At 41.7% G+C, this 25,337-nt stretch carries 23 protein-coding genes; 17 read left to right on the forward strand and 6 right to left on the reverse strand.

Features of this window, described 5'->3' with window-relative positions; translation table 11 throughout:
• The first annotated feature begins 86 nt into the window (after window positions 1–86).
• The 12 genes from ABN702_RS07735 (at window position 87) to ABN702_RS07790 (ending at window position 17,534) form a co-directional block, all read left to right on the forward strand.
• Entirely contained in the window at window positions 87–1,562 is a 1,476-nt protein-coding gene (locus ABN702_RS07735) for a spore germination protein (RefSeq protein WP_417900129.1), read from the forward strand.
• Window positions 1,563–1,573: 11 nt separating this feature from the next.
• Entirely contained in the window at window positions 1,574–2,683 is a 1,110-nt protein-coding gene (locus ABN702_RS07740; RefSeq protein WP_417900130.1) for a GerAB/ArcD/ProY family transporter, read from the forward strand.
• On the forward strand, window positions 2,680–3,819 hold the full coding sequence (locus ABN702_RS07745) for a Ger(x)C family spore germination protein (protein WP_417900131.1): 1,140 nt from the start codon (window positions 2,680–2,682) through the stop codon (window positions 3,817–3,819). Before ABN702_RS07740 ends, ABN702_RS07745 begins: the two co-directional genes overlap by 4 nt.
• Before the next feature lie 168 nt (window positions 3,820–3,987).
• Window positions 3,988–6,432: a hypothetical protein gene (locus tag ABN702_RS07750; protein ID WP_417900132.1), complete on the forward strand. Its 2,445-nt coding sequence runs from the start codon at window positions 3,988–3,990 to the stop codon at window positions 6,430–6,432.
• Window positions 6,429–7,361 carry an ATP-binding cassette domain-containing protein gene (locus ABN702_RS07755; protein ID WP_417900133.1) on the forward strand — a complete coding sequence of 311 codons (933 nt, stop codon included), beginning with the start codon at window positions 6,429–6,431 and terminating at the stop codon, window positions 7,359–7,361. Before ABN702_RS07750 ends, ABN702_RS07755 begins: the two co-directional genes overlap by 4 nt.
• Window positions 7,362–8,231 carry an ABC transporter permease gene (locus tag ABN702_RS07760; protein WP_417900134.1) on the forward strand — a complete coding sequence of 290 codons (870 nt, stop codon included), beginning with the start codon at window positions 7,362–7,364 and terminating at the stop codon, window positions 8,229–8,231. It abuts the gene before it with no gap.
• The gene (locus ABN702_RS07765; protein ID WP_417900135.1) at window positions 8,221–9,792 is read left to right on the forward strand and encodes a hypothetical protein; all 1,572 of its coding nucleotides are present in this window, start codon (window positions 8,221–8,223) and stop codon (window positions 9,790–9,792) included. The genes ABN702_RS07760 and ABN702_RS07765 overlap by 11 nt, the downstream gene beginning before the upstream one ends.
• Window positions 9,793–10,800, forward strand: a complete 1,008-nt coding sequence (locus tag ABN702_RS07770) for an AAA family ATPase (protein ID WP_417900136.1) — start codon at window positions 9,793–9,795, stop codon at window positions 10,798–10,800.
• 6 nt (window positions 10,801–10,806) lie between these two features.
• Window positions 10,807–11,670: a DUF58 domain-containing protein gene (locus tag ABN702_RS07775; protein ID WP_417900137.1), complete on the forward strand. Its 864-nt coding sequence runs from the start codon at window positions 10,807–10,809 to the stop codon at window positions 11,668–11,670.
• 5 nt (window positions 11,671–11,675) lie between these two features.
• On the forward strand, window positions 11,676–13,478 hold the full coding sequence (locus tag ABN702_RS07780; RefSeq protein ID WP_417900138.1) for a vWA domain-containing protein: 1,803 nt from the start codon (window positions 11,676–11,678) through the stop codon (window positions 13,476–13,478).
• Complete coding sequence (locus ABN702_RS07785) at window positions 13,462–16,254, forward strand: VWA domain-containing protein (protein WP_417900139.1); 2,793 nt, start codon at window positions 13,462–13,464, stop codon at window positions 16,252–16,254. The genes ABN702_RS07780 and ABN702_RS07785 overlap by 17 nt, the downstream gene beginning before the upstream one ends.
• A 671-nt stretch (window positions 16,255–16,925) precedes the next feature.
• The gene (locus ABN702_RS07790) at window positions 16,926–17,534 is read left to right on the forward strand and encodes an SCO family protein (RefSeq protein WP_417900140.1); all 609 of its coding nucleotides are present in this window, start codon (window positions 16,926–16,928) and stop codon (window positions 17,532–17,534) included.
• 52 nt (window positions 17,535–17,586) lie between these two features.
• Here ABN702_RS07790 and ABN702_RS07795 read toward each other — a convergent pair whose 3' ends face one another.
• Window positions 17,587–17,736: a hypothetical protein gene (locus tag ABN702_RS07795; protein ID WP_417900141.1), complete on the reverse strand. Its 150-nt coding sequence runs from the start codon at window positions 17,734–17,736 to the stop codon at window positions 17,587–17,589.
• A gap of 235 nt (window positions 17,737–17,971) precedes the next feature.
• On the opposite strand from ABN702_RS07795, the gene ABN702_RS07800 reads away from it, so the two are divergent.
• The 4 genes from ABN702_RS07800 (at window position 17,972) to ABN702_RS07815 (ending at window position 19,984) form a co-directional block, all read left to right on the forward strand.
• Window positions 17,972–18,901: an SGNH/GDSL hydrolase family protein gene (locus ABN702_RS07800; protein ID WP_417900142.1), complete on the forward strand. Its 930-nt coding sequence runs from the start codon at window positions 17,972–17,974 to the stop codon at window positions 18,899–18,901.
• A gap of 11 nt (window positions 18,902–18,912) precedes the next feature.
• On the forward strand, window positions 18,913–19,506 hold the full coding sequence (locus ABN702_RS07805; protein WP_417900143.1) for a YpmS family protein: 594 nt from the start codon (window positions 18,913–18,915) through the stop codon (window positions 19,504–19,506).
• A gap of 160 nt (window positions 19,507–19,666) precedes the next feature.
• Window positions 19,667–19,801 (forward strand): YjcZ family sporulation protein, encoded by a 135-nt coding sequence (locus tag ABN702_RS07810; RefSeq protein ID WP_417900144.1) that lies wholly within the window; start codon window positions 19,667–19,669, stop codon window positions 19,799–19,801.
• Between the two features lie 45 nt (window positions 19,802–19,846).
• The gene (locus ABN702_RS07815; protein ID WP_386638457.1) at window positions 19,847–19,984 is read left to right on the forward strand and encodes a YjcZ family sporulation protein; all 138 of its coding nucleotides are present in this window, start codon (window positions 19,847–19,849) and stop codon (window positions 19,982–19,984) included.
• Window positions 19,985–20,032: 48 nt separating this feature from the next.
• Here ABN702_RS07815 and ABN702_RS07820 read toward each other — a convergent pair whose 3' ends face one another.
• Complete coding sequence (locus ABN702_RS07820) at window positions 20,033–20,779, reverse strand: DUF4397 domain-containing protein (protein ID WP_417900145.1); 747 nt, start codon at window positions 20,777–20,779, stop codon at window positions 20,033–20,035.
• A gap of 172 nt (window positions 20,780–20,951) precedes the next feature.
• Between ABN702_RS07820 and ABN702_RS07825 the strand changes: the two genes are divergently transcribed.
• The gene (locus tag ABN702_RS07825) at window positions 20,952–21,773 is read left to right on the forward strand and encodes an alpha/beta fold hydrolase (protein ID WP_417900146.1); all 822 of its coding nucleotides are present in this window, start codon (window positions 20,952–20,954) and stop codon (window positions 21,771–21,773) included.
• Window positions 21,774–21,797: 24 nt separating this feature from the next.
• Here the strand turns inward: ABN702_RS07825 and ABN702_RS07830 are convergent, their stop codons facing one another.
• The 4 genes from ABN702_RS07830 to ABN702_RS07845 form a co-directional block, all read right to left on the reverse strand.
• Window positions 21,798–22,046, reverse strand: a complete 249-nt coding sequence (locus tag ABN702_RS07830) for a DNA alkylation repair protein (RefSeq protein ID WP_417900147.1) — start codon at window positions 22,044–22,046, stop codon at window positions 21,798–21,800.
• 116 nt (window positions 22,047–22,162) lie between these two features.
• Window positions 22,163–22,894, reverse strand: coding sequence for a LytR/AlgR family response regulator transcription factor (locus tag ABN702_RS07835; RefSeq protein WP_417900148.1), 732 nt, complete (start codon window positions 22,892–22,894; stop codon window positions 22,163–22,165).
• The gene (locus tag ABN702_RS07840) at window positions 22,887–24,644 is read right to left on the reverse strand and encodes a LytS/YhcK type 5TM receptor domain-containing protein (protein WP_417900149.1); all 1,758 of its coding nucleotides are present in this window, start codon (window positions 24,642–24,644) and stop codon (window positions 22,887–22,889) included. The genes ABN702_RS07835 and ABN702_RS07840 overlap by 8 nt, the downstream gene beginning before the upstream one ends.
• A gap of 270 nt (window positions 24,645–24,914) precedes the next feature.
• Window positions 24,915–25,241 carry a MerR family transcriptional regulator gene (locus tag ABN702_RS07845; RefSeq protein ID WP_417900150.1) on the reverse strand — a complete coding sequence of 109 codons (327 nt, stop codon included), beginning with the start codon at window positions 25,239–25,241 and terminating at the stop codon, window positions 24,915–24,917.
• Window positions 25,242–25,337 lie beyond the last annotated feature (96 nt).

Here is a 25,337-nt window from a genome sequence, read left to right on the forward strand (position 1 = left end):
ATGAATAGGGGATGACTTTTTTCATATTCTTCACTGTTCTGGCTATCCTATCCTTATAGATGCTCGACCGGAAAGGAATGTCCCTTATGGCTTCTGCTGCATCCTTGTCTTGCCTAGGCATAGAGGAGATAAAGAATTATTTCACAAAACAGCTTCATCATAGTCCGGATTTGTATTTTTATGAACTGCCGGTAAAGGAATCAACATTACTGTTTGTCTATATGAAGAATCTAGTGGATGATTCCACGCTGAATCAGTTTATCCTTACTCCCATAATGGAAAACTTTCATCTGATCGATTCAGAAATGAAGGTTCTTCGTCACAAACTGTTGATGACGGATACTTTCCTGACTGAGAATGGGGAAACTGCAACTAAAAATATATTGGCCGGCTATGTTTATATTTTCGCTGATCGGGGGAAATCGGGAATCCTCGCAAATGTAGCCAGAAAAGTGGAGCGAGGATTAGATAAAGCCGAAACGGAATCGCTTGTATTCGGGCCGAAGATTTCATTTACGGAATCACTGAGTACCAATATCAGCATCGTACGCCAGAATATTCTACTTGATGATCTTTGTACCAGGAAGCTGACTGTAGGAAAGCGGAATGAGACGGAGATTCGGCTGGTTTATATAAAAGGGATTGCTGATAGTGAATCAGTTGAATACATAGAAGAGAAAATAACGAAACTTGAAGTGAACGAAATTCTGGACACATCAGTCTTGGCACAATTGATAGAAGACCACAGCTATTCCGTTTTCCCTCAATATATGCAGACGGAGCTGCCTGACCGTGTTACATACAGTCTGGAAAGAGGCATGATTGCTGTATTTGTGGATAGAAGTCCGATGGTGCTATTGGGACCTGCAACTCTATTCAACTTTTTTGAATCGACGGAAGATGTATATATGCGTTGGAACATGGGAAGCTTTATTCGCTCTCTGCGCTATCTGACGATGTTCTTGTCCATCCTGTTGACCCCGGCTTATGTTGCCGTCATTACGTACCATTATGAAATGATACCATCGACATTGATTGTTTCTCTGGGTGAATCCCGTTCCAAGGTTCCGTTCTCTCCGATATTTGAAGCTTTTTTATTGGAAATCATGATAGAACTGTTAAGGGAAGCGGGTGCAAGGCTGCCGACAAAGGTAGGTCAAACAATGGGTATTGTAGGGGGGATTGTACTTGGACAAGCTGCAGTGGAAGCAGGATTTACTAGTAATATCCTCATTATTGTGGTTGCACTCAGTGCCCTCGGTTCCTTTACGGCTCCCAGTTATTTAATGGGGACTGCAATCAGAATTACGAGGTTCCCGATTTTGATACTAGGGGGGCTTTGGGGAGGAGTAGGGATAGCAATCGGACTTTGCTTTCTGCTGATTCACCTGCTAAGGCTTTCAAGTGCAGGAAAACCATATTTGCGGCCAGTGTATCCACTCGATTTGAAAAGAGTGAAAAATACCGTATTAAGAATTCCCGTTGAAATGATGAAAACCAATCCTGATAAAAGAGGTTTTTTCTCATTTAGCGGAAAATACACAAAAGATATTGATGAATAGGGTGGTCAAGGATGAACACTCCCACAACGGTAAAGCGACAGCTCTTGGTGCAAGCATTTTTAGTTTTCTTTGTGGTGCACACAAACCAGACAGGGGTTGGAATAGCAGGGGTAGAAAGAATTATTTTCTTTGAGGCCAAACAGGATGCATGGATCTCGCTGATAATCAGTTATTTAGGGATGGCGCTTACCATTGCTGCGATGTGCTATATATTAAGGACATATAAAGATAAAGATTTATTTGACATCCATGTATCCCTATTCGGTAAGTTGTTAGGCAACATGATGAACCTACTATACATCACGTACCTATTGGCTGGATTATTAGCCATCATACTCGGTTATACGGAGATTGTTCAGGCATGGATCTTCCCTGATATGAAGACCTGGGTAATTTCCTCCTTTCTTCTTATCCTTACCATATACGGTGTTTTTGGGGGATTACGAACCATTGTAGGAGTTAGCTTTATCACTTTCTTTTTAGCTATCTGGCTGATGCTGTTGCTATATGAGCCGATTCGGTTTATGGATTGGACCAATTTCCTGCCAGTATTAGAGGCATCTCCCAAGGAATTATTAAAAGGTGCTTATAAATCATCATTTACTGTGTTGGGGCTTGAAATTCTCTTTTTCATCTACCCGTTTATCAGGAATAAGGAAAAAGTTCATTTTTATGCGCAAACAGGCGTTCTCTTTACCTTTCTACAGATTCTTCTATTAATGGTCGTGTCCATTGGATACTACAGTGGCGAGCAGCTTGAAAAGACAATCTGGGCAACCCTCTCCATGTTCAAAATTATTCAATTTCCAAACCTGGAGCGCTTTGAATTTTTTGCGGTTTCCATGTGGTTGGTAATCATCCTGCCGAACGTACTATTCATGATGTGGGCGGCAAGCAGAGGCCTGAAGAAGATCACAACAATTAAACAAAGAAAAATTGTAGTGGGGTGTGCGGCAGTACTAATAGGGTTAACTTCCATATTCAATAGAAGAGTAGAAAATAATGAATACATTGATGCAGTTGGACTTTATGGATTTGGTGTTGTCTTTGTCTATACCGTGATTTTGTTTTTGATCGTTTTTATCCGCAATCGAATCTTGGCAAGGGGGAGGACGGGATGAGACAAATTAAACTGATATTTATGTTGGCCAGCTACATCCTGTTGAGTGGTTGCCTGCAACAGAAACCATTGGAAGAGCTAGGGTTGGTTACTGCAATGGGCTATGACAAAGAGGATGAGCAGCTCCGAGGAACCATCGTCTACTATGAATTTGATCCGCTACATACGAATGATTCAAAGATGGTTTCTTCGCTTTCAAATACAATTAAAGGGATTCGTCAAAAAGAGAACCTATCATCAAGCAGAAAACTGGTGTCAGGCCAGTTAAGAATTGCAATCTATGGGGAGGAACTGGCAAAGGAAGGGATTATCTCCTATATCGATACCCTATCTAGAGACTCAGAGGTAGGAACAATGGTTTATTTATCGGTAGCGGAAAATTCTGCTTATGATCTAATAAACAATTCGCAGCAATCCCAAGAAATAACGAATGTAGGCACCTACCTTTATGACCTTATCAGCCAAAATGTGGAAGCGGAATCACTGGTCTCCCCGACACTGCATGAGTTCATGCAGTGTTATTACAGTGAAGGCAGGGATCCGATATTGCCGATTCTCGATTTTACTGATGATACACTTCTAATAAAGGGTCTTGCACTATTTAAAGACGAGAAAATGAAAGGAATGATCGATATTGATAAATCCTTTTATCTAAAACTCATGCTAGATCCATACAGAGCAGGAACGATAGAAATTGCATTGCCTAAAAAAAATTTGGGCACATTCATCAAAAAGAGAGAGCAGGTCCAAAACGAATCAGAAAAACTTTTCGTTTCTTTAGATCATTTGGAAAGTTCAGTGGACATCAAGCTGGAAGATATAAACTCAACTGACTATAAAATAAATGTGGATGTGGTTACAAGAATGCAGGAGATCTCAGAGGATTATGATCTTGGAAACCCAAAAGCCTTGGCGGTAATCGAAGAGGAGATCGGCAAATTAATGAAGAGGAAAATGGAAAAAATCATTGAGGAATTTCAAAGTCTCGGGGTAGATCCAATCGGGTTCGGTAACTACTACAGATCGAGAGTCGGATATGAGAAGTTTTCACGAAAGATATGGGAGGGCATCTATCCTGAAGCAACTTTTTCCATCGAAGTGAATACAAAAATATTGCGTACAGGAGTGATGGATTAGGAGGGCAGAATTGCTCTCTTTTTTTGTTGCTAATAATAAATTGGAAATGTTTGAAACTTTTTATGACCTATTTCGTCAAAGATATAGTTATACTGGCAAAACTGCTTTAAAATGGAAATATCAAGGGTATAAAGAGAAAAGTTTTAATGATTAATAGGGGGAAGCAACTTGAGAAATATGGAGAGTATCAAAAAAATCATTGTCTTATTTTTATTCTGTCTTATTCTACTTCCAGGAATGCCAAGTGCGGAAGCAAAGCTGGAAGTGAAAATCGAATATGGGGTGGACAATAAAGTCCAAATGGGCAAAGGACATCCCGTTAAAATCGAGATGAAAAATAATGGAGATGCCGTAAAAGGCGACTTGGTCATATTCACTAGTCCTACATATAATATGGCAGGTAGCTATGTCATACCGGTGGAGCTGGAATCTGGCGGCTCGAAGGTCATTGAACTATCACTCAAAGGCAGTACAGACCAGTATTCATACAGCTATTCAGGAAAGCCGACTGATACAATAAGCTTCTATGAAGGCGGCGTGGAAAAGGGCAAGGAAGTTGGCTTGAGTGGCAATGGAAATGCCAAGCCCCGCTTTATGGCCGATAACCGTCTGATATTGGGTGTTCTAAGCAATAATCACGACGCAGTCAATTATATGAAACTTGTAAAATACCAAAATGAAGCGATGGAATTGTTGAACATCAAACAGGAACATATCCCGACTGAATCATTCGGCCTGGAAATGTTCGATGTCATCCTTATACACGATTTTCCTATATCAACTTTAACTTCAGCCCAACAAAAAGCTCTAAAGGAATGGGTCACCAATGGCGGTTCCATTGTCTATGATTCCAAAATCAGCATGGCACAGGATTTTGGGGAACTGACAGATCTTCTATTAATTGATCCAACAAAAGAAACAAGTATAACATCCGTTAACAGTGAAAGCACATTTCCCAATCTTCCTGTCTACACTGGGGAAATGAAATATGACGATATTAAGGTACTTGTTAAAGAGGGCGACACCCCCTTGACAGTAATGAAAACATTTGGAGTAGGTACTGTCACCCAGGTGGCAAGCAGTCTATCAAATGCTGAGTGGAGTGCTTGGGATGGTGTAGGAACATGGTGGACCAGTGTCATGCAAAAGGCATCCTCCAAAAATGTGGCCACATATAAGGCACCGCTTCTTGAAGAGTTATCGCATCAACTAAGCGCAATAGGTGAAACATTCCCGGGTTCCATTGTTTCCGTTCCATTGTTGATTGGAGCATTTGTTCTCTATCTCATCATTTTGATACCTGTTCTTTATGTTGTTTTAAAGAAAACCGATAAAAGGGAACATGCATGGTGGATCATCCCGGGTATTGCGGTATTTACCAGTGTAGTGGTATTCGGAATAGGTGCAAAGGATAGGATTGCAGGCACGCAAATCAATGAATCAAGCATTCTTGTTTTGGAAAAGGATTCAAAATTCGCTTCTGGGTTCGGTGTGGCATCCATCCTGACAAACAGCGGTGGCAAATACCGGGTTGAAACGGAGCATGAACAGACAGATTTTTTCCCTGTGACCTATGGCTATAACGATAATATCGATCTTATGAAAAATTATGCTTATTTGCAGGCAGGCGGTAAAGGCACAGATATTACATTCAACGATGTGGAATACTGGTCCATCCGAACAAGTGTGGGTAATGTCAATAATGTGGAACTTGGGACATTGGACTACGAGTTGACCGTAAAGGACGGTAAAGTGATTGGGAATGTCCAGAACGGATTAACTTATGAATTGAAGGACGCCTACCTCCTTTCAGGTAGAAACGCTCAAAAACTTGGTAGTATCAAGGCAGGCGAAGCAAAGCAAATAGAATTTGACATACCAAAAGGAAATATAGCAAATGTACTTGCTTCACCTAATTATGCGGCATTAACCAATGCTTTTCCAAAATTCAGCAACAGTATGTATCAACAGGGTGGTCCTATGGAAATCGATAAATCAGAACTTCAATCTTACAAGCAATTTCAAATGCTGGATATGTTACTGAACAGAAAAAATGTTTTTTCTGAAGCAGATCAGCCAATAATTGTAGGATATATCACACAAGATCTATTAGGAACGAAAGTAAATGGAAAAAAATCAAATAACCATTCCTTGCATCTGGTAGCAATCCCAGTAACGATCAATAATGAAGGATCAGGGAGCTTCAGCTTTTCTGAAGAACAGTTCAGTCCGAATATAGCGATAACTGAAGGAGAGTCAGGAAACATATTCCATAACGGCTTGGATTACGGTGAACCATTCATCCATGTGAGTGATGGAAGCTACACCATTTCCTATCAGTTGCCTGAGATGATTTCCAAGGAACGAGATAGTTTCACTAAACTGAAGCTTAAGCTGAAGACAAGGGACGGAAATCTTGAGTATTTCATCAAAAACCAGGAAACCGGGGAGCTTATCTCTTTAGAAAACAAAAGCAGTATTACCATTGAAGAAGGGGTAAAAGATTTAATTTCAAATCAAAACGGCATAGATCTAGTCATTATGGCTCCGGTAAATTTTGAAGATCAATTGGAAATTCCGGGAATCGAGCTAGAGGGAGAGTTAAGTCAATGATAGAAACAGTCAATCTTACAAAAAAGTATGGGAAATTTACAGCTTTGGATTCATTGAACCTGAAGGTGGAGAAGGGAACAGTATTCGGGTTTGTGGGACATAATGGAGCTGGCAAATCGACCACTTTCTCGATTCTCTCCACCCTATTGGCACCTACAAGCGGAACTGCTTATGTAAATGGGTATGATGTATGCGATAATCCAAAAATGGTGCGAAAATTCATTGGATATATGCCGGATTTCTTTGGTGTTTATGATCAATTCCGGGCAGATGAATATCTTGACTTTTATGGAGCAAGCTACGGGATCCCATATGAGGAGAGGCAAAAACTGATCCCTCAGTTATTGGAGCTTGTAAATTTATCAGATAAAAGGGATGCATATGTTGATGTGCTCTCCCGTGGGATGAAGCAAAGACTTTGCCTTGCCAGGGCACTGATTCATGATCCGGAGGTACTTATCTTGGATGAACCGGCATCCGGACTCGATCCGAGAGCAAGGATCGAGATGAGGGAGATTTTAAGGGAATTGAAGCATATGGGGAAAACCATCATGATTTCTTCACATATTCTCCCTGAGCTTGCCGAAATGTGTGATGAAATCGGTGTCATCAATGGAGGGAAGCTGGTGGCGACAGGCCGAGTGGAGCAGATCCATCAGCAGCTCCAGGCAAACAAGGTGTTAAAGGTCCTCGTAACAGGAAATATGGAGGGAGCTATTCAATTTTTTGAAGATTGTCCTTCTGTTTCAAATATCCAGGTCAATGAACAAAAAGAAAACCTGCTCTCCTTCTCCTTTGAAGGGTCGGACGCGGAACAGGTGGAACTTCTGAAAAATGCGCTTGGAAGAGGCATCATGATATTAAGCTTCAGTCAGGAAGAATCCAATTTGGAAGACATCTTCTTAGAAATAACAAAGGGTGTGGAATAGATGAGGTCACAACTTATAAACCCCATGTTGAACAAAGAGTTCAAATTACGATTTCGAAGCTTTAAAAGCTTTCTGGGGATATTCTTCTACTTAGCAGTGCTGGGATTAATCGCATTGTTTTTCATCTATATGGAAACTCGATACAGCACCATGGGGATGTTCCGTCCCGAAAACAGTAAGAATATGTTCATGATATTGGCTTTTGTACAGCTTGCGCTTATATTCTTCATGACACCCGGCCTAACAGCGGGTATCATCAGCAGTGAAAGGGAGAAGCAGACCTTGAACATACTGCTGACAACCCAGCAGTCCTCCACAAGCATTATCGTCAGCAAGCTTTCATCGTCGCTGTCCTTTTTATTATTAATCGTATTATCAAGTCTGCCTCTGTATAGTATCGTATTTCTGTTTGGTGGCATCTCTCCAAAACTGTTATTTATGACTTTTGGAATCTACCTGCTTTCCATGGTCACATTAGGGAGTATCGGGGTATTCTTCTCCACCTTCATCAGAAAAACGATCGTTGCCATGGTCTGCACATATGGAGTAGCATTCTTTCTTGCCGCAGGAACCGCTGTAATCACCATGTTTTTAATGAGCTTCCTCTCTTACGGCGGCACTGGAGGTGGACCACTGGTCAACCCGGCACCATATTTTATTGCCATGCTGAATCCATTCGTTTTGTTGATGCTTTCTTTTGAACCAGGTTTTGAGATGGAATTCCAACGTGTTACCGGTGTGGAAACATCCTTGGGATTAGGGTTCATCATTTCGTATATCATTTTATCTATTGGGTTGGTCATATTGAGTATTCGAAAACTGCGTCCAAATATGAAACCACGCAAAGGGAAGGGAAAAAATGAAGGATAAAGAACAACTTATTGTTTTTCTTCGTTCAATTAGAAAAAAGCTGCGGATCCAGAAGATCTCCAGGCAGGCACAGTTGTCCTGGCTCTTCGGTTCCTGCGCCTTTCTCCTCATCGTTTTGATCGGGAGGATTGTTGTCACACCATATATGATTGAAAAAGCATTGATTCTTGGAGGCATTGTGTTCCTCATATCCTTATTCTTTTATTGGAGAAAAAGGCCGTCCAACTATGATGCAGCCAAGTTTTCCGATCAGGTTTTGAAAGAGGATAGGCTTGTCACCACACTAGATTTTGCCGAAGAATCTTCATTCCTGGCAGAACTTCAACGAAAAGAAGCTCTGCAGCACCTAAAAGTACATGAAAGGGAGATAAAGGACATCAAGCTGAAGCATTTTTATGGAAAAGTCCTCGTAACTTCCCTGGTAACAATTTCTTTAGCGATCCTGCTAATTGTGTTGCCGAATGCAAAAATGCTGGAAGCTGAAGCAGTAGAGAAAGAGAAGGAAATTATCGAGGAAACGAAAGAAGAGTTGGAAAAAACAACGGAAAAAGAAAAAGAGAAACAAGGGATAAAAGATGATCTTGAAAAATTAAAAGAGCTTGAAAAATTGGATGATCCCAATGAACTCTTAAAAGAACTGATGAAAAAAGAAAACGAACTTAACGAAAAACTGAAAGAATTAAAGGAAAAAGAACAAAAATTAAAGGAGCTTGTAAAGAACAGTCCAGAGAATTCATTGGCTAACCTTGCATTGAACGGTAAAGACAAAGAACTTCAAAAAAGGCTGAACGAGCTGAAGAAAAACAATGATAACCTTACCGAAGAGGAAAAAGAAGAGCTGAAGCAATTGGCTGAGAACCTCCTGGATAAAGAGAAAAAGGACATGGAGGAATTATCGGAGGAAGAACTGGCAGCATTAATGGAACAGCTAGAGCAGCTTCTGCAGGACGCTGCATCCACGGAGCAGCTTGAAAGCCTGCAAAGTTCCCTGCAGTCTGCAGCGACAAATCAATATGCCAAAATGTCACAGGCTGGAATGAACCCTACAAAGCTTACGCTATCCAATTCTAAGCAAAACAACCCTTCCACCCAGACTGCGCAAGGTCAGCAGGGCCAAGGCAAAGGCCAAGGTCAAGGCCAGGGTCAAGGCCAAGGTCAAGGCCAGGGTCAAGGCCAAGGTCAAGGCCAAGGCCAAGGTCAGGGCCAGGGCCAGGGCCAAGGTCAAGGCCAAGGCCAAGGCCAAGGTAGTGGGAGCGGAACTGGGGCCGGTGGAACCGCAGCAGGTACCGGTGCTGGAAAACAGACCCTAACTGTCCCATCCTATCTTGCAGGTGAAGGGTTAACAGAAACGGACTCAGGGCCAACAGGAGAAGGCAGCTCCAATTTTGAGGATGCACTGGATTCACCGGTGTTGAAAGGCGAGGTCCGCAATTACGATGAAGTGTATTCTTCCTATGAAAAGAGCTATCGGGAATCCTTGGATCGCATGAATCTGCCATCCAAGCTCGAAGATATCGTCAAACAATATTTTAGTGAAATGGATCCGAAGGGAGTCAATTAAGTGATCAGTTTGGAAGAGAAAGAGAAAGAATTAAAGTATTATCAGGATTCATTATCAGAAATACAAAAGGAAATAAGTAAAGTGATTGTCGGACAGGAAGAGGTCATCGGGCAATTGCTGTGGGCGATGGTATCGGACGGTCACGCACTGCTTGAAGGTATGCCTGGTGTTGGAAAGACGATGCTGATCCGTACCATTTCGGAGGTTCTGGATTTTCGATTTTCGAGAATCCAGTTTACTCCAGACCTTATGCCATCAGATATTACTGGTACAAAAATGATTGAAATTCACGACAATGGAAAGCAATCCTTCGTCTTCCACGAAGGTCCCATCTTCTCCAATATCGTTCTGGCAGATGAAATCAACCGTGCAACACCAAAAACCCAGAGTTCACTGCTTGAGGCAATGGCGGAAAAAACCGTCACCATTATGGGGGAAACCCGTGAGGTTGCCTCCCCTTTCTTCGTCCTGGCTACACAGAACCCTATTGATATGGAAGGGACTTATCCTTTGCCGGAAGCCCAGATGGACCGATTCCTATTGAAAATAAACATGGATTATCCTAAAAAAGAGGAACTCTATGAGATTATCAACCGGACGACAGGAACCTCTTCCTATAAGGTAAGTAAACTGCTCGATACAGAGAAAATGCAGAAAATCCAGGATGCCGTGAAAGAGATTCTAGTATCAAAAGAACTATTGGACTATACGGTAAACCTTATCATGGCTACGCATCCGGCAGACGAAAATGCCAGTGAAATGGTTAGAAAATATGTCCGCTATGGCGTAGGGCCCCGCGGTATCCAAAGCTTGATTAAAGTGGCAAAAGCAAGGGCTTTCTGTTCAGGCCGATTCCACATCTCCAAAGGCGATATTAAGCATGCTGTTTTCCCGGTTCTGCGACACCGCCTGTTTTTGAATTTTGAAGGGGAAGCTTCAGGGGTTAAAGAGGACACCATACTGGAAGATGTTATCAGCCACATGGATAAACGCTTGAATGCAAGGTAATAGCGAATGTTAAATGGATCTATTACTAAGCAGCTTCAGTCCTATTCCCTTCAGGCGAGCAAGCTGAAAAGAAGCTGGCATAAAGGTACACGAAAATCAAAACGGTTTGGCGCTTCCCATGATTTCTCCGACTATAGGATGTATCAACAGGGAGATGATCTGCGACAGGTAGATTGGAATATTTATGCCAGAACCCAAAAGCACTATATTAAGAGATATTTAGATGAACAGGAACTCATTGCCTCCATTTATCTGGATTGCACATATTCCATGTCCATTGTGCCTGAGAAATGGAAATTGGCCAAAAAACTTGCTGCCTCATTTGCCTATTTGGGGCTATGCCAGGACGATAGAGTGTCAGTAATTGGTGTAAATGGAGAGCAGTCTCCCTATTTGTACCGTAAAGGGAAAGCACATCTTTTTCAAATGATGCAATATGTGGAAGACCTCAGTCCAAAGGAATCAACATCCCTTTTTTCTGAAGCTGTAGCGGGCTATGTGCAAAGGAAAAGCAGTATATCCATTGTAATCAGTGACCTGATGGAGCCGCTGGAGACCATCTTCCACGTCCTTAAGCTGATACAGGCAAATAGACAGCAGATCTACCTCATACAAGTGCTGGACCAGGAGGAGCTGGATCCTAGCCTTGAAGGCGATTATATGCTGGTGGACAGTGAAACAAACCAGGAGGTCAATGTCACGATATCTGATTATACGAAAAACCAGTATAAGCAGAGAATGAAAAATAGGATGGAAGCTCTGGAAAGCTTCTGTTTCGAAAGAGGCATTTCCTATATAACATGCAGCACACAAGAAACTGTTGAAGATATTCTCTTTAAAAGAATGACCTCATTAGGTTGGATTAGGTGATATAAATGGGATTTACAGCACCGCTTTACTTTTTTCTCACTGCTTTTCTGCTCTTTGTCATCTTTTTGTATTTCTTCAGAAAGCAGTATGAAAAGAGACCAATTCCTTCTGTGCTTCTATGGCAGGAATGGATGAATGAATTCGAGGCACAGGCTTGGTGGAAGAAGCTTCAACATCATATTCTATTATATTTGCAATTATTGGCGCTCCTATTCCTCATTTTCTCGCTCGTTCAGCCCTATTTCGAGAAAAAGGGAATGGAAGGAGATCATTTCGTATTTATTTTTGATACATCCGCAAGCATGACAGCTTTGGCAGATGAAGAGAGTACAAGGTTTGAACTAGCGAAACAAAAAGCTCTGGGTACTTTGGAAGAGCTAAGTGATCAGGCTGTAACGATTATTGTGGCAAACGATACCCCTTTGGTGATGGAGGAGAGGGCAACCTCCAAAAGGGAAATAAGAAGACATTTGGAAGCTTTAACTCCTTCCTTTTCTACAGCAAACCTTACCGATTCCATCGAATTGGCAAAGAGTTTGATGGGGGAGGAGCAGGGACAGATTCATGTGTTTTCAGATAATCTTTCAAAGGGGACAGACATTTCCTTTCATGAGAATACCAGATTTGCCTCACATAATTTTGGTGAGGAGCATCCGAACCTATCCCTTTTCACCTTCGGCGTCAGTAAGAATGGTGATAAGGTCATTGGGGTAGCAACAATTAAAAATGAAAGCAAGGAACAAAAAGAAGTCATCTTGAATGTGTACGGGGAAGACGAAAAGCTTGTGGAAGTGACAGAACGATTGGAGCCAAATGAAACGAAAACGATATATTTGGAGAGTTTATCACAAGCAAAGATCTACCGAGCTGAAATCATTGGCGACAAGCATTACGTTTTGGATAATGAACAGTATGCCTTTCTTTTGGATCAAAACAAGTCTACCATCTTTGTTCACGAGGCAGTTCATCCATTTGCAAGAAAGGCTTTGGAAATTGCAAGCTCCCAAGTTGTTCACCTTACTTCCAAGTCTCCAGTTCCAAAAGATAAGGAAGGCGTTCATTTTATTAAAGGACTACCAATGGAAGAGTGGCCGGATGGACCAAAATTCATTTTTCTTCCCATGGGAACTTCTTCTGAGGGCAAGGAGGAGCTTGAAGGGGAAGTAAGCTTTGATCAGAATCATCCTCTATTAAATATGGTGGAATTTGATAAGGTATTTGTCCAGTCTGCCTTTAGCTCCCAAATAGAAGGATTGAATGTATTGGCACAAAAGGGCAATATGCCATTACTGCTTGAGGGAATGTATGATGGATATCCGATTATTATTCAGACGTTCGAATTGGATGCAAGCGACTGGCCATTGCACCCCGGGTTTCCTTTGTTTTTATATCATGCAATCGAGCATCTGACAGCGGGACAGGAACTTATGGGCTATTACTCGCCTGGCGATTGGCTTGAATATATCCCTGCATCCGATACAACTTCAGTGGAAATAGTCAATGATACAGGGGAAACAGTCGTTCAATACGAGGACTTTGATCAGAACCTGCACCTTCCGGTTCAACCTGGGCTGTATACGTTCAAAGAAGTAAAGAGCAGTAATACAACAGAAAAACTACTCACAGTCATGCTGGACGATGAAGAGAAATCGATTGTAACAGAGGAAAGCTTTTCCCTTTCTTCATCAAAGGCTGCCGGGGTGGACGAAGGCACATCAAAAAAGGATATATCCTTTATATTCCTGATATTGGGCTTGCTTGTATTGCTAGTGGAATGGGAGGTATATAGACGTGCAGTTACAAATTGAACATCCTCTCATGCTTTTATTCCTGATACCTGTCATCATCAGTCTGGTGCGATTCTGGCGGAAAAAGAAACAGAAAAGGAGCAAGGATTATGTGATTTTCAGCCTTAGGAGCCTTATCTATTTTCTTATTATCCTTGGTTTGGTCATTCCGTCCTTACTTTATCCGGTAAAAGGGGTACATACGGTATTTGTCCTGGATCAATCAGAAAGTGTCAAACGGTTGGAAGGGGAAATGTTGGACTTTTTGAACCGTTCCATTGAGGAGAAAGGGGATGAAGATTCCTACGCCATCATAACTGTAGCTGATAAAGCAAGGCTGGAGCGCTCATTTACTGGTGACAAAGATGAAGTGAGCACCGTTTCCGTCAATGAGGAAACGAATTTCACCAATCTGGAGGAGGGTATCAAGCTTGCTTCAAGTTACCTTCCGAAAGATTCCAAGGGTAGAATCGTCCTATTGACCGATGGTGTGGAAACGAATGGAGACAGTCTCAGACAGGCGGAGCTACTCTCATCAAAAAATATCGAATTTGATGTCAGGGCCTTTCAGCCGCCAAATGTCCTTGATGTTTCCATCCAATCCTTTACTACTCCTCAAAATGGTTTTGAGGGGGAGGCGGTACCTTTTCAGGTGTCGCTCGATTCCAATTTTGATACGACTGCAACACTGCAGATATCACAGAACAATGAAATGATCATTCAAGAAGAGATAGTGGTAGCCAAAGGGATGAATTACTATTCCTATCAAGCTCCTTTAAAAGAGCCTGGACTTTATTCCTTTAAAGCGGAAATTATTCCTATCGAGGATAAAATTGTGGAGAACAATCTTTCCCATTCCATCACAACTGTCAACGGGCAACCGAAAGTGCTGTTGGTCGATCAGGGAGGACAAGGAGAGAATGTTTATCAGGCTCTGACTTCCAGTGGCTGGAGAGTGGACCGGATTCAACCGGAACTTTTACCTACCAATCTAGCAGGATTTCTGGCATATGAAAGCATCCTTTTCCATAATATATCTGGCCATCATTTAAGTGAAACTCAGATGAAGCTGATGGAGACGGCAGTAAGAGATTTCGGTGTGGGATTCATCATGACAGGTGGAGATGAATCTTACGGATTGGGAGGGTATTTCCAGACACCAATCGAGAAGATACTACCTGTAGACATGGATGTCAAAGGTAAAAAGGAAATACCATCACTTGGCCTGGTTATCGTGCTTGACCGTTCAGGCAGTATGATGGGGGAAAAATTCGAGCTGGCAAAAGAAGCGGCTGCCAGGTCTGTAGAGCTATTAAGGGAAGACGACACCTTTGGATTTATTGCATTTGATACAGAACCTTGGTCTGTGGTAGAAACAGCTCCAATTTCGGACAAAAAAGATGTGATTGAAACCATTCGTTCCACTGCACTTGGCGGTGGTACAGATATTTATCCTTCTTTAAGCCTGGCCTATGAACAACTGAACAATCTAGATCTTAAAAGGAAGCACATTATTCTGCTTACAGATGGACAATCTCCGGATGGTGCGTATGAAGAGCTGATCGGGGAGGGACTGGAGAATAATGTAACGTTATCCACTGTTGCCATCGGCGGAGATGCAGACATTAGCCTCCTCGAGGAGCTTGCAGGGTATGGCAGCGGGAGATTCTATGAGGTATATGAGGCGAGCTCTGTACCGAGTATCCTGTCGCGTGAGACAGCTTTGACGACGAAAACTTATATAGAAGATAACCCGCATGTTCCGTTTGTTACATCCGGCTATGATTGGTCCAATCGTTTTTCTGGGGGAACCCCGCCGATAAACAGCTACATTGCAACTACCTTAAAGACGAGGGCTGATCAGATCATCAGTAGTGAAAAAGAAGATCCTATTCTTGCAAGGATGAACTACGGCTTGGGAAGAACGGTTGCATGGACCTCCGATGTAACGGGTGCCTGGAGCGGAGGTTTTCCGATCTGGAGCGAATGGACCGGCTTCTGGAATGAGATCGTCACGTGGACCCTGCCTTCCTATGAAAAAGGAAATTACGACATTCAGACAAGTGTGGAGGGGGGGAAAGCCACCGTAAAAGTGGAGGCTGCCGAAAATAAACTCCTTCCCCTTACTATCAGTGTTTCGAACAACAAGGGTGAAATAATTGAGAAAGCAAAAAGTAGGTTGATAGGACCAGGGCAGTATGAACTGGAATTTCCTGCCCTGCCGGAAATCTATTTCTTGAATATCAGCCAGGAGGAACAAGGAGAGACGGTGAACACTTACTCCTCTGGCATGGTTGTTCCATATTCCACAGAATTTGAACAAAAGCCTGTCAATCAGGAGCTGATTAAAAATCTGACTTCCATCAATAACGGAAAGATACTGGAGAAACCAACCGAAGCATTCAGACCTTGGCACAAGAACCTTTATCAAAGTCAGTCTGTATGGAGCCCATTCATCATCCTTGCTTTTTTTCTTCTCCTGTTGGAGATCTTTATCAGACGGTTCGGACTGTCACCTTTCTATTATCTGAAAAGCAACCTTATTCTTAAGAAGAAACCTGCTGAAATGAAAGAAAAGAAACTGCCTTCCATAAAAGTGAAAGAACCCAAAAAGACAAAACCAAAGCCAATCCTGAACACCCATGAAATCAGAAAAGAGAACCCTGTTTCCAGTGAACCAACAAAGAAACCTAATACAGAGCAACGTCCAGCAACTGAAAAAAGCAGTCCCACCACCAACAACGAAGATCGCATGGCACAACTATTAAAAGCCAAAAATCGAAAAAGAAAAGGTTAACCCCAGCGGTTGACCTTTTTTTATGGCACTGTTAACCACCGCTGTTGATTTCCGCACTAGGCTGCGCTTTCCGCGGGGCGTTTGTGGAGCCTCCTCGGCTTCGCCTGCGGGGTCTCCACTAAACGCTTCCTCCCGCAGGAGTCTTCGCCTATTGCTCCAATCAACAGCTAGTATACATAAAAGCTTTTTTCGGAGACTTTGTTGCTTTTAGATATACATACAAACTAATTATGCAGGCTAATCATTAACTGCTAAAAGCAACAAATTCTTATAACAGAGCTCTCAAAAATCAATAAGAATATGATATAAATAAAATTTTTTCTAAAAGTCGATGTATCTTGGCTCTTATTAGAGCGCAATATTTTATTTAATCTCCCCTGTTGATTGGAGTGCAAGGTGTGAGACTCCTGCGGGAGCAGCGTGTCAAGGGAGACCCCGCAGACGCGTAGCGTCGAGGAGGCTCCCGAGGCCGCCCGCGGAAAGCGAACGCCTGGAACGGAAATCAACAGGGTGTTTAACCTGGATACTTTTTTTACATGGTTGCCCCTAAAAGTACCCGCAAACTCTAAAAGAGCATTTATAAGAGAAATATGTTGATTTTATGAACTTGAGTGCAAGCTTCTTTTAACAGCTGCCATTTAGTGATAATATTTGACATAGAAAAAGTATTCATGAAAAAGGTGAGTTGTTTGAGGAAGAGAATAAAATTTTTAAGTATATTTCTTGTTATGACTTTACTATTGGCAGCATGCGGCACGCCTGAAAAGGAAGGCATTCCGGATGCAACAGACTGGGAATTGGGGGACTTCTCCTACACAAACCAAGAGGGCAATACTTTTGGCCTGAAGGATATGAAGGGGGATATAACTGTTGCCTCTTTAATTTTCACAAGCTGTACGACAGTATGTTCACCGATAACAGCTAATCTTGCCAAATTACAGCGAATGTCTGAGGAAGAAGGACTGAACGTTCATTTCCTGTCTTTTTCCGTAGATCCTGAAGTGGACACTCCTGAAAAGTTGACGGAATTTGGAAATAAATTTGAAGCGGATTATACAAAGTGGAATTTTTTGACCGGCTATTCCCAGGAAGAAATTGAAACGTTCGGACCGGAAAATTTTAAAACGATAGTTGCAAAGCCAAAAAATGGTGGAGAGGTTGTTCATGGTACCAGCATATACCTGATTGATCAGGAAGGAACCATTGTAAAGAGCTATGATGGGCTCGATGTTCCATTTGAAGAAATATTGGAGCATGTCAAAATTCTTCAAGAGCAATAACATTAAATGTCCGGCAAAAACTTTTGGTTTTGCCGGACATTTTTAGTAACTTCTAAGTTTTCTCTCCCCCCTGTTCCATACTTGCCCTTACTCCATCCGTCACGATAACATGTAATTCTTTTGAAAATAATTCCTTCGAAACCTCCTCATTACATGCAAGGATTTCCTTTTCTTTCAAATTTTTATTCGTTTTATTATCCATCTGTTTCATCCTTTCATTTAATATAGTATTAACGTGTGTAAGAGCAGGTATTTTTGAAAAAAGAGTGGTAGTATGGTATAAAAAATATACCGCATCCACTATTAAGGTATATAATTGTGATAATATACCTATCTGCTTTAAACCCATAAGTGCATGAATCGAGGATAGGGTTTTCTTACTTTCAATAAAGTGGGAAACCTCAGCAAGAAGGTTCACTTAATGAGGAGAATGTGTAATGAATAAAAGTTTATCCATTTTTGGCCTTTTAGGCCTTTTCATAATCGCTACTGTTAGTATGTCTAGTTGCAGTGCACAAAATTCTTCGAGCATTGTGCTTGAAAAAGCTAAAGAAAGACGTGAAAGCCAGGAAGAAAAGGAATTATTCGAGGGAGGTTTATTCTTCAATAAAGAAGAACAAGCCGAGAACAAACAAAAGCAAACTACTTTAGAGGAAAAAGAAGAAGTATCCGATGACTTCTTTGATCGCTCTTTTCAGTTGGTTTTCTTTGGGGATTCATTGACCCAAGGCGTTGGAGACAGTACGAAAAAAGGAGGATTTACTCCTTTTGTGAAAGAGCATTATTTGAGTAAATCCTATATTGATGAAGTTTCCATGACGAACCTTGGAGTAAGAGGAAACAGGACCAACCATCTATTGAAAAGACTAAAGCAGCCCGAGGTCCAGGAAGCCCTTCAGAGTGCTGATGTTATTTTTATGACAGTTGGTGGGAATGACCTGATGAAGGTGATCAGGGAGAATTTCCTTGATTTGAATTTCGAGTTGTTCGATAAAGAACAAGCGGAATATGCGGAAAGACTGGAAACTGTCATATCAGAAGTTAGAAAAAACAATCCGAATAGCACCATATACGTTGTTGGACTTTTTAACCCTTTTTACGAATTCTTCAAGGAAATTCCGGAAATGAATGAAGTAGTAACCAATTGGAATGAAACCACTGTTTCCGTATTGGAGAAGCATCCAAAAACTGCATTCGTCCCAATCCAGGAGCTTTTTCATGACACGGATGAAAACTTGTTGGACGATGACCAGTTTCATCCCAATGAAAAAGGGTATCAGTTAATAGGCAATGAGGTAGTCAAACAAGTGATTGAATACAATGAAGAGGTACTTTTAGAAGAAAACTTGTTGCAAGAAAGGGAGTAGAAGAGAAAATCATGACGAAGAGAGTGATGAACTGGAGAGTTGCATTTTTTTCCTTACTAATAATCAATATTCTGATTGCAGGCTTGGCAATTGTGCTTGTACTGCTTCCCAAACATTCCAATCTGCTCCGATTATCCGAGGAAGAAGCGGATGACAGACAACGGGTATCCTTCAATATCCGATCTGATAAAGAAGATCTGAATAAGCTTGTTGAATATTACTTGGAACAAGAAACAAAGCGACCATTGAATTATGAAGTCAGACTGACGGACAGGGTGGAACTGAGGGGAGAAATGACTGTTTTTGAAAGAGATATACCTCTGACAATGACATTTATTCCTCAAGTACAAGAGAATGGGGACGTGAATCTAAAACAGGATTCGATGTCCATCGGAAGATTGCAAGTACCTGTTTCCATGGTTCTTAAGTATGTGGGTGACAACTATCCCCTGCCTTCATGGGTAAGTATTTTACCTGATGAACAGAGCATCTATGTATCGCTGCAGGAATTGGAGCTTCGCAGTGACGCAAAAGTCGAATTCACCAAATTTGACCTGGAAAAGGACGATATAGAATTTAAACTGCTAGTACCGGTTGAAGATTAAATTTATCATTTCAAAATTAAAGTAGAAGATAGGAACAGTTGTCATGTTCCTGTCTTCTTTTTTGTGTTGAAGGATTTATAGAACATCCACTTTTTTATAAATTGGGGAAAATACCTAATTTTTTTGGAACTGGGCATCAGCCTTTCCATTTGGACTATAGATGAATACATTATGTATTAGGAAAGAGGGGGAGGTGTACAGCATGGGTGGTCCTGGATATGGAACAGGATTTGCATTGATTGTTGTTCTGTTTATCTTATTGGTGATTGTAGGTGCAGGTGCATTAAGATTCTAATGCCCCGCTGACGATTAATTAAGATACGTAGAGGAGGTGACAGCTATGAGTTGGTGTGGTTGCGGCAATTACGGTTACGGTCAAGTTGCTGGTGCAGGTTACCCTGGTGGATACGGCAGTTCTTTCGTGTTAATCGTAGTATTATTCATTCTTTTGATTATCGTTGGTGCTGCTTGGTGCTAATACCTTAAATGATGGAATGCCCAGTCCTCGGACTGGGCATTTCTTTGTTTACGGAACCAGAAAGATTGCGTCCAAGTTTGGTGATTCACCAGGCAGACCGACAACTGCAATGGTGTACGCCAAATCAGGCTTTACATTTACCCTGTTAATCGGCAATACTACCTCCTTTGTACCAGCAAGGCGTATCTCAAGATCCACGGTCATTGGTGTTAATGGTAAATAGTCTGTCACGCTCCGAAATTCCAGATCAGAAAAGATGACATCTCCCTTTTTGACGGCTATGTCCACATTAGGAGAAGTGGGGGATAGATGTAGAAAACGGACTTTTGTTTCACCTGGAGGAACCTCTTCATCATCACTTACTGGTAGAATGGTCGTTTTTCCATCGGAATTCAAGGCTGCAAGTGTATACGAGGTTCCTTGTGCTATCTCGAGCATAGACGAGCTCAAGATTTGTGAGGGTTTATCGGTAATTGTAAGCTCGACCTGATAGGAGCCTGCTGGAAGCTCGAGGTATTCACTGCTATTTTTATAGCGTAACCCTCTTAAAATCAGCTCTTTATTAATATATACATCCACTATTTTGGTTCTTGGAGCACCGTGTAGCACCCGTACCTTTGAGATATTGTTGTTCACTGAATTATTCCTTACTGCCTGTTGATGAATCAAATTGTACAAATGATGATAATGTTTTTGGTAATAATAAATATGTTTCGCGGGATCTGAATATTTATAATAATCGGCAAGGAGCTGATATCTTGTTGCTTCAGTAAAGGAATCGGAACTAAAATGCATCTTTCCACCTCCGGATAAGTCCTGACGGTAAAAGGATATGCTGGATAACTTGTGCACTTGTCTATTATTTATTCTTATCACAAAATGTGTAGATAGTTTACTGGGAAGAAAAATGTGGTAAATTAAAGATAGGAACCTTTTCTCTATTTCATAAAAAAAGGAGCAAAAAACCATGGCTGAATATGAAAGCACCATCCACAAGGATATTTCTTTATATTATGAAGATAAAGGTGTAGGAAAGCCTGTTGTTCTATTACACGGCTTTTGCGGTACCCATGCATATTGGAAATATATCATGGAAGAGCTTTCCTCCTATTACAGGGTCATTGCGATCGACCTGCGGGGCCATGGGAAATCTGCAGTTTCAGAGGAACCGTTCTCAATCGATGATATGGCCCAGGATATCGATCATCTTCTGAAGCAGCTGGAAATAGAAAAAGCTACGATTCTCGGTCATTCATTAGGTGGTTATGTCACCTTGGCTTTGGCAGAGAACTTTCCACACATGGTAGAAGCCTTTGGACTTATTCATTCTACCGGTGCAGAGGACAGTGAAGATGCTAAAAAGGGAAGAGAGAAAGCAATTAACCGTATAAACGAAGAGGGCATGAAAGGCTTTATTGAAGAACTTTCCGGCAGGCTTTTCGCTGATGAAAATATGGAAGAGATGGCAAATGAAGTGGAGTTTGTCAAAAAGCTTGGTTTCAATACGAGGGTCAACGGCGCACAAGGTGCCCTGGAAGCCATGAAAAACAGAATGAACAGAGAACATGTATTAAAGGAATCGAACTGTCCCATACTGCTGGTTGCTGGTAAAGGGGACAAAATCATCCCTGCTGAAAAAACTTTTACAGCGCAAGGCCCACATATTCATCATACATTGATGGAGAAATCCGGACATATGAGCATGATTGAAGAGCCTAATGAATTATTGGATGCTATTATCGGATTTATGGGATACGTAGATGAACATAGACGAAACAATCAAAAATAAAAAAGGGTAGAAGGCCTCGGCCTTTTACCCTTTTTGATATTCTGCCCTTTTAATAAATGATCTTTCTTCTTCTATCAGGCCGCAAGTCGCACATTGCACTTTGTAGGAAGGTCCTTTGTATGGAATGTGGAAAGCATCCAGCGTATCCGAGGAGAATTCATTCAGCACTTCACCTGAATGTGGATCAAGCTTTACCGATTTTGGCACTTGTTCAATTATGTTAAAGCGGGATCTGTTCGTTTTACAGTTAGGACATAAATAGGGTGATGTCATAAATCAGGCTCAACCTCCTTTTCGTTATTTTTTTCTAATTGCAGGAAATTATACAAAAAAGAGAGAGGCAAATAGCCATGTTGCCAATTCTCTTCTCCTGTCTCATTATAAAAATGTTAGAGCTCCAGCCTATTCCTGAGTGCTTTTACATAATTCCTGCTTACAGATAGTTTTTCATCGCTATTCAGTAGCTCGAGCAAATAAGCACCATTAAACCAGGGAATCAGCTTTTGAACATAGGATAGATTTACGAGATAGCTTTTATGAATGCGGAAAAACGGATATGATTTCAGCCTTTCTTCCAGATCTTTCAGTGCAAGCTTGGACTCAAACTGCTGATCCTTGGTATATATACGGCTTACCCTATCATCACGGCTAATATAAAGAATGGCATGTGGATCAATATAATGGATTTCACTTTCAAGTTCTACAGCCAGCCTCGAGGAGGAAGCAACTTGTAAATCTTCTTCTGGTTCGAAGAGTAGTCTCTGTAGTCGCTTCATGGTGTCAGCCAGCTGCTCCTCATCAAAGGGTTTAAGGAGGTAGTCCACTGCTTCATAGCGGAATGCTTCCACGGCAAAATTGGGATAGGCTGTTGCGAAGACGATAAAAGGCATATGTTTCAGTTCTCTTAAATTTTTTGCGACCTCCAACCCATTCATTTTCGGCATTTCTATGTCGAGGAACACAACATCAGGCTGCTGCTGCATACAGGTGATCAACGCACTTTCCCCTGACTCTGCTTCTCCGATCACTTCAACAAAAGGGAATTCGTTAAGTAGATGCTTCAATTCTTCTCGACTATATCGTTCATCGTCAACTATGATCGCTTTTATATTCCTACTCATTCCAATCATCCTTCTTTAAGCGTTTATCGATAAAAAATAGCACTGTGGTCCCATTATTGGGCTCACTTCTAAAATGGAGCTGCGACTCCTTCCCAAACATCATGATCAAGCGCTTATTAATATTATATAATCCAAAGCCTGTGCCGCTCGCAGATGACACGAGTTCTTCTCCTAGCAGCGCAATCCTCTCCGGAGGGATTCCTTTGCCGTTGTCTGTGATCTGTATTTCAATCCTATGGTCATGTTCTTTGATCCTGATGACTACCTTGCTATTTCGTTCCATATCCCTTATCCCATGCTTCACTGCGTTTTCCACAATCGGCTGAAGCGAGAGAGGAGGGATCAGATAATGCAGAACACCTTCATCAATCTCATATTCAACATCCAACTTATCAATAAATCTCGCTTCCTCCACAGATAGATAAGCCTGTACATGCTTGAGCTCTTCCTGAAGGGTCGTCCATTTCACAGTCGTTGCCGAGAGGTTCTGCCGGAAAAAATGAGAAAGTGATACTAAAAGCTTTCTCGCTTTGATGGGATTAGTACGAATCAAGGATACAATAATATTCAGTGAATTAAATAGAAAATGAGGGCTGATCTGCGCCTGCAACGCCTTAATTTCTGCTTCATTGGCTAATTTGGATGCTTTTTCCGCATCGGATATCTCCAACTGGTGACTCATAAGTGAGCTCAGACCCTTAATCAATTGAATCACGATATTATTGATATCTCTTTCAGCAGGAAAATAAAATTTCAAGGTCCCGACCGTATTGTCTCTTTTCTTTAATGGTGCGATCACTACCGCTCCAAGGGGACAACCAGGATGCGTGCAATGGATGGAGTCTTTACCCGCTACCAAAAGCTCTCCGCTTTGCAGCACTTGTTTTGTAACATGTGTTTGGATGGGGGAAAGAGGCCGGTGATGATCGTTACCAATCCCGATATGTGCCAGGATCTGTTTTTGGTCGGTTATGGAAACAGCACTTGCATCCACTTCCCGGTAGATAATCTTGCATGTCTCTTCAGCTGATTGCACTGAAAGTCCTTTACGCAAATGGCTCAGTGTGTTCTCTGCAAGGGATAATGCCTTTTGGGCCTGGACGGCACCGGCTTTCTCCTCCTCTTTTATAAGAGATAAAATGATAAGAAAGAATAAGGCAGAGCCAATACCATTTGCAAGAATCATGGGGATGCCGATACTTTCCACCAAGACCAGTGCCCGATCGAAAGGCGCAGCAGTCAGGAGGATAATCCCCATCTGGATGGACTCCGCTAGCGCACCCGTCAAAAGGGCGATGGTGACACTTATCCGTTTGCTTTTATATTTGCTTCTGATATATGCGGCTAAAAGCCCGGCGATTATGGAGGAGAACCCACAGGAGAATGCCGTAAATCCACCGAGACTCATCCGGTGTATCCCTGCAATCAAGCCAGCCCCGATCCCAACTTTATAGCCGCCTAAAAGACCTGCCATGACAATGCCGATCACCCTTGAGTTGGCAATTGCCTCCGACTCAGTCAACTCTGTGATCCACCGATTGAATAGATTTGTATCAGTGCTGAATGTGAGTCCGGTATAGGTGCCAATGATACCAAAAAAACCGAAAAAGAGGATGGCGATAATCTGTTGTCTCCGGTCAATCTCCTGTCGATTGATTAATTGCCTGAAAAAAGGCAGCCGTGTCATGAGGAAAGCGACTGTTACAATGATTCCCAGCCTTTCAAACATCGTCAATAATAGTTCAAACATAGGTTCACGTCCCGAAAAAGTTGATGTGATAATGGTAGCATAACCTAAATGCCCTTGGTTAAAAAAATTGTAATTGGTGAGTATCGCTCATTAACTGAAATTGCAATTCGGGCGAAAAATTAGGATATTCGGGCGGAAATGCCTCATTATCGGGCGTGAAATTTAATTTTCGGGCGGAAAGCATAAAGTATCGGGCGCAAATTCTGTTTTTCGGGCGAAAGCGTAGAAAATAAAAATAGAGACTTCCACCGTCAATGATGAAAGCCTCATTTATTGCTTGTTATTTTTGAAATGAGCCTGAATTTGCCCCTTCAGCATCTGTTTCTTCCAATCTTCATTTGCCTTTTCTTTCTTTTTCCATTCCCTTCGAATTTCATGGGTCTGGACACCTTCCTCCATCTGATTGGCGATTTCCATCAACCGTTCAACATCGGAAAAAGAATACTTCCTGATGCCAGAGCCTGATCTGGCAGGGAATATCAGTTTACGCTCTTCATAGTATCGGATCTGCCTCTCGGATAATCCTGTTAGTTCACGGACAGTACCAATAGAAATGACTTTTTTCTCTTTGATTGATGCAGAATCTTCCGGCTTCATGGGTTCACACATCCTATTCTCCACTCATTACATCCATTATATTATAAAAAATCAATACGTTCCTTTATCTTTGTAAGAATTGCTAACATGCTTTTC

The organism is Bacillus haimaensis, assembly GCF_048270625.1.
Taxonomy (GTDB): Bacteria; Bacillota; Bacilli; order Bacillales; family Bacillaceae_I; genus Sutcliffiella_A; species Sutcliffiella_A haimaensis.

What these genes read in the sequence shown, in the direction of transcription:
- ABN702_RS07780 (WP_417900138.1), top strand. Translation starts at nt 11,676, where the DNA reads ATGGGATTTACAGCACCGCTTTACTTTTTTCTCACTGCTTTTCTGCTC.
- ABN702_RS07845 (WP_417900150.1), bottom strand. Translation starts at nt 25,241, where the DNA reads ATGAAGCCGGAAGATTCTGCATCAATCAAAGAGAAAAAAGTCATTTCT.
- ABN702_RS07825 (WP_417900146.1), top strand. Translation starts at nt 20,952, where the DNA reads ATGGCTGAATATGAAAGCACCATCCACAAGGATATTTCTTTATATTAT.
- ABN702_RS07815 (WP_386638457.1), top strand. Translation starts at nt 19,847, where the DNA reads ATGAGTTGGTGTGGTTGCGGCAATTACGGTTACGGTCAAGTTGCTGGT.
- ABN702_RS07755 (WP_417900133.1), top strand. Translation starts at nt 6,429, where the DNA reads ATGATAGAAACAGTCAATCTTACAAAAAAGTATGGGAAATTTACAGCT.
- ABN702_RS07760 (WP_417900134.1), top strand. Translation starts at nt 7,362, where the DNA reads ATGAGGTCACAACTTATAAACCCCATGTTGAACAAAGAGTTCAAATTA.
- ABN702_RS07810 (WP_417900144.1), top strand. Translation starts at nt 19,667, where the DNA reads ATGAATACATTATGTATTAGGAAAGAGGGGGAGGTGTACAGCATGGGT.
- ABN702_RS07735 (WP_417900129.1), top strand. Translation starts at nt 87, where the DNA reads ATGGCTTCTGCTGCATCCTTGTCTTGCCTAGGCATAGAGGAGATAAAG.
- ABN702_RS07765 (WP_417900135.1), top strand. Translation starts at nt 8,221, where the DNA reads ATGAAGGATAAAGAACAACTTATTGTTTTTCTTCGTTCAATTAGAAAA.
- ABN702_RS07820 (WP_417900145.1), bottom strand. Translation starts at nt 20,779, where the DNA reads ATGCATTTTAGTTCCGATTCCTTTACTGAAGCAACAAGATATCAGCTC.
- ABN702_RS07805 (WP_417900143.1), top strand. Translation starts at nt 18,913, where the DNA reads ATGACGAAGAGAGTGATGAACTGGAGAGTTGCATTTTTTTCCTTACTA.
- ABN702_RS07745 (WP_417900131.1), top strand. Translation starts at nt 2,680, where the DNA reads ATGAGACAAATTAAACTGATATTTATGTTGGCCAGCTACATCCTGTTG.
- ABN702_RS07790 (WP_417900140.1), top strand. Translation starts at nt 16,926, where the DNA reads ATGAAAAAGGTGAGTTGTTTGAGGAAGAGAATAAAATTTTTAAGTATA.
- ABN702_RS07775 (WP_417900137.1), top strand. Translation starts at nt 10,807, where the DNA reads ATGTTAAATGGATCTATTACTAAGCAGCTTCAGTCCTATTCCCTTCAG.
- ABN702_RS07795 (WP_417900141.1), bottom strand. Translation starts at nt 17,736, where the DNA reads ATGGATAATAAAACGAATAAAAATTTGAAAGAAAAGGAAATCCTTGCA.
- ABN702_RS07830 (WP_417900147.1), bottom strand. Translation starts at nt 22,046, where the DNA reads ATGACATCACCCTATTTATGTCCTAACTGTAAAACGAACAGATCCCGC.
- ABN702_RS07840 (WP_417900149.1), bottom strand. Translation starts at nt 24,644, where the DNA reads ATGTTTGAACTATTATTGACGATGTTTGAAAGGCTGGGAATCATTGTA.
- ABN702_RS07800 (WP_417900142.1), top strand. Translation starts at nt 17,972, where the DNA reads ATGAATAAAAGTTTATCCATTTTTGGCCTTTTAGGCCTTTTCATAATC.
- ABN702_RS07740 (WP_417900130.1), top strand. Translation starts at nt 1,574, where the DNA reads ATGAACACTCCCACAACGGTAAAGCGACAGCTCTTGGTGCAAGCATTT.
- ABN702_RS07835 (WP_417900148.1), bottom strand. Translation starts at nt 22,894, where the DNA reads ATGAGTAGGAATATAAAAGCGATCATAGTTGACGATGAACGATATAGT.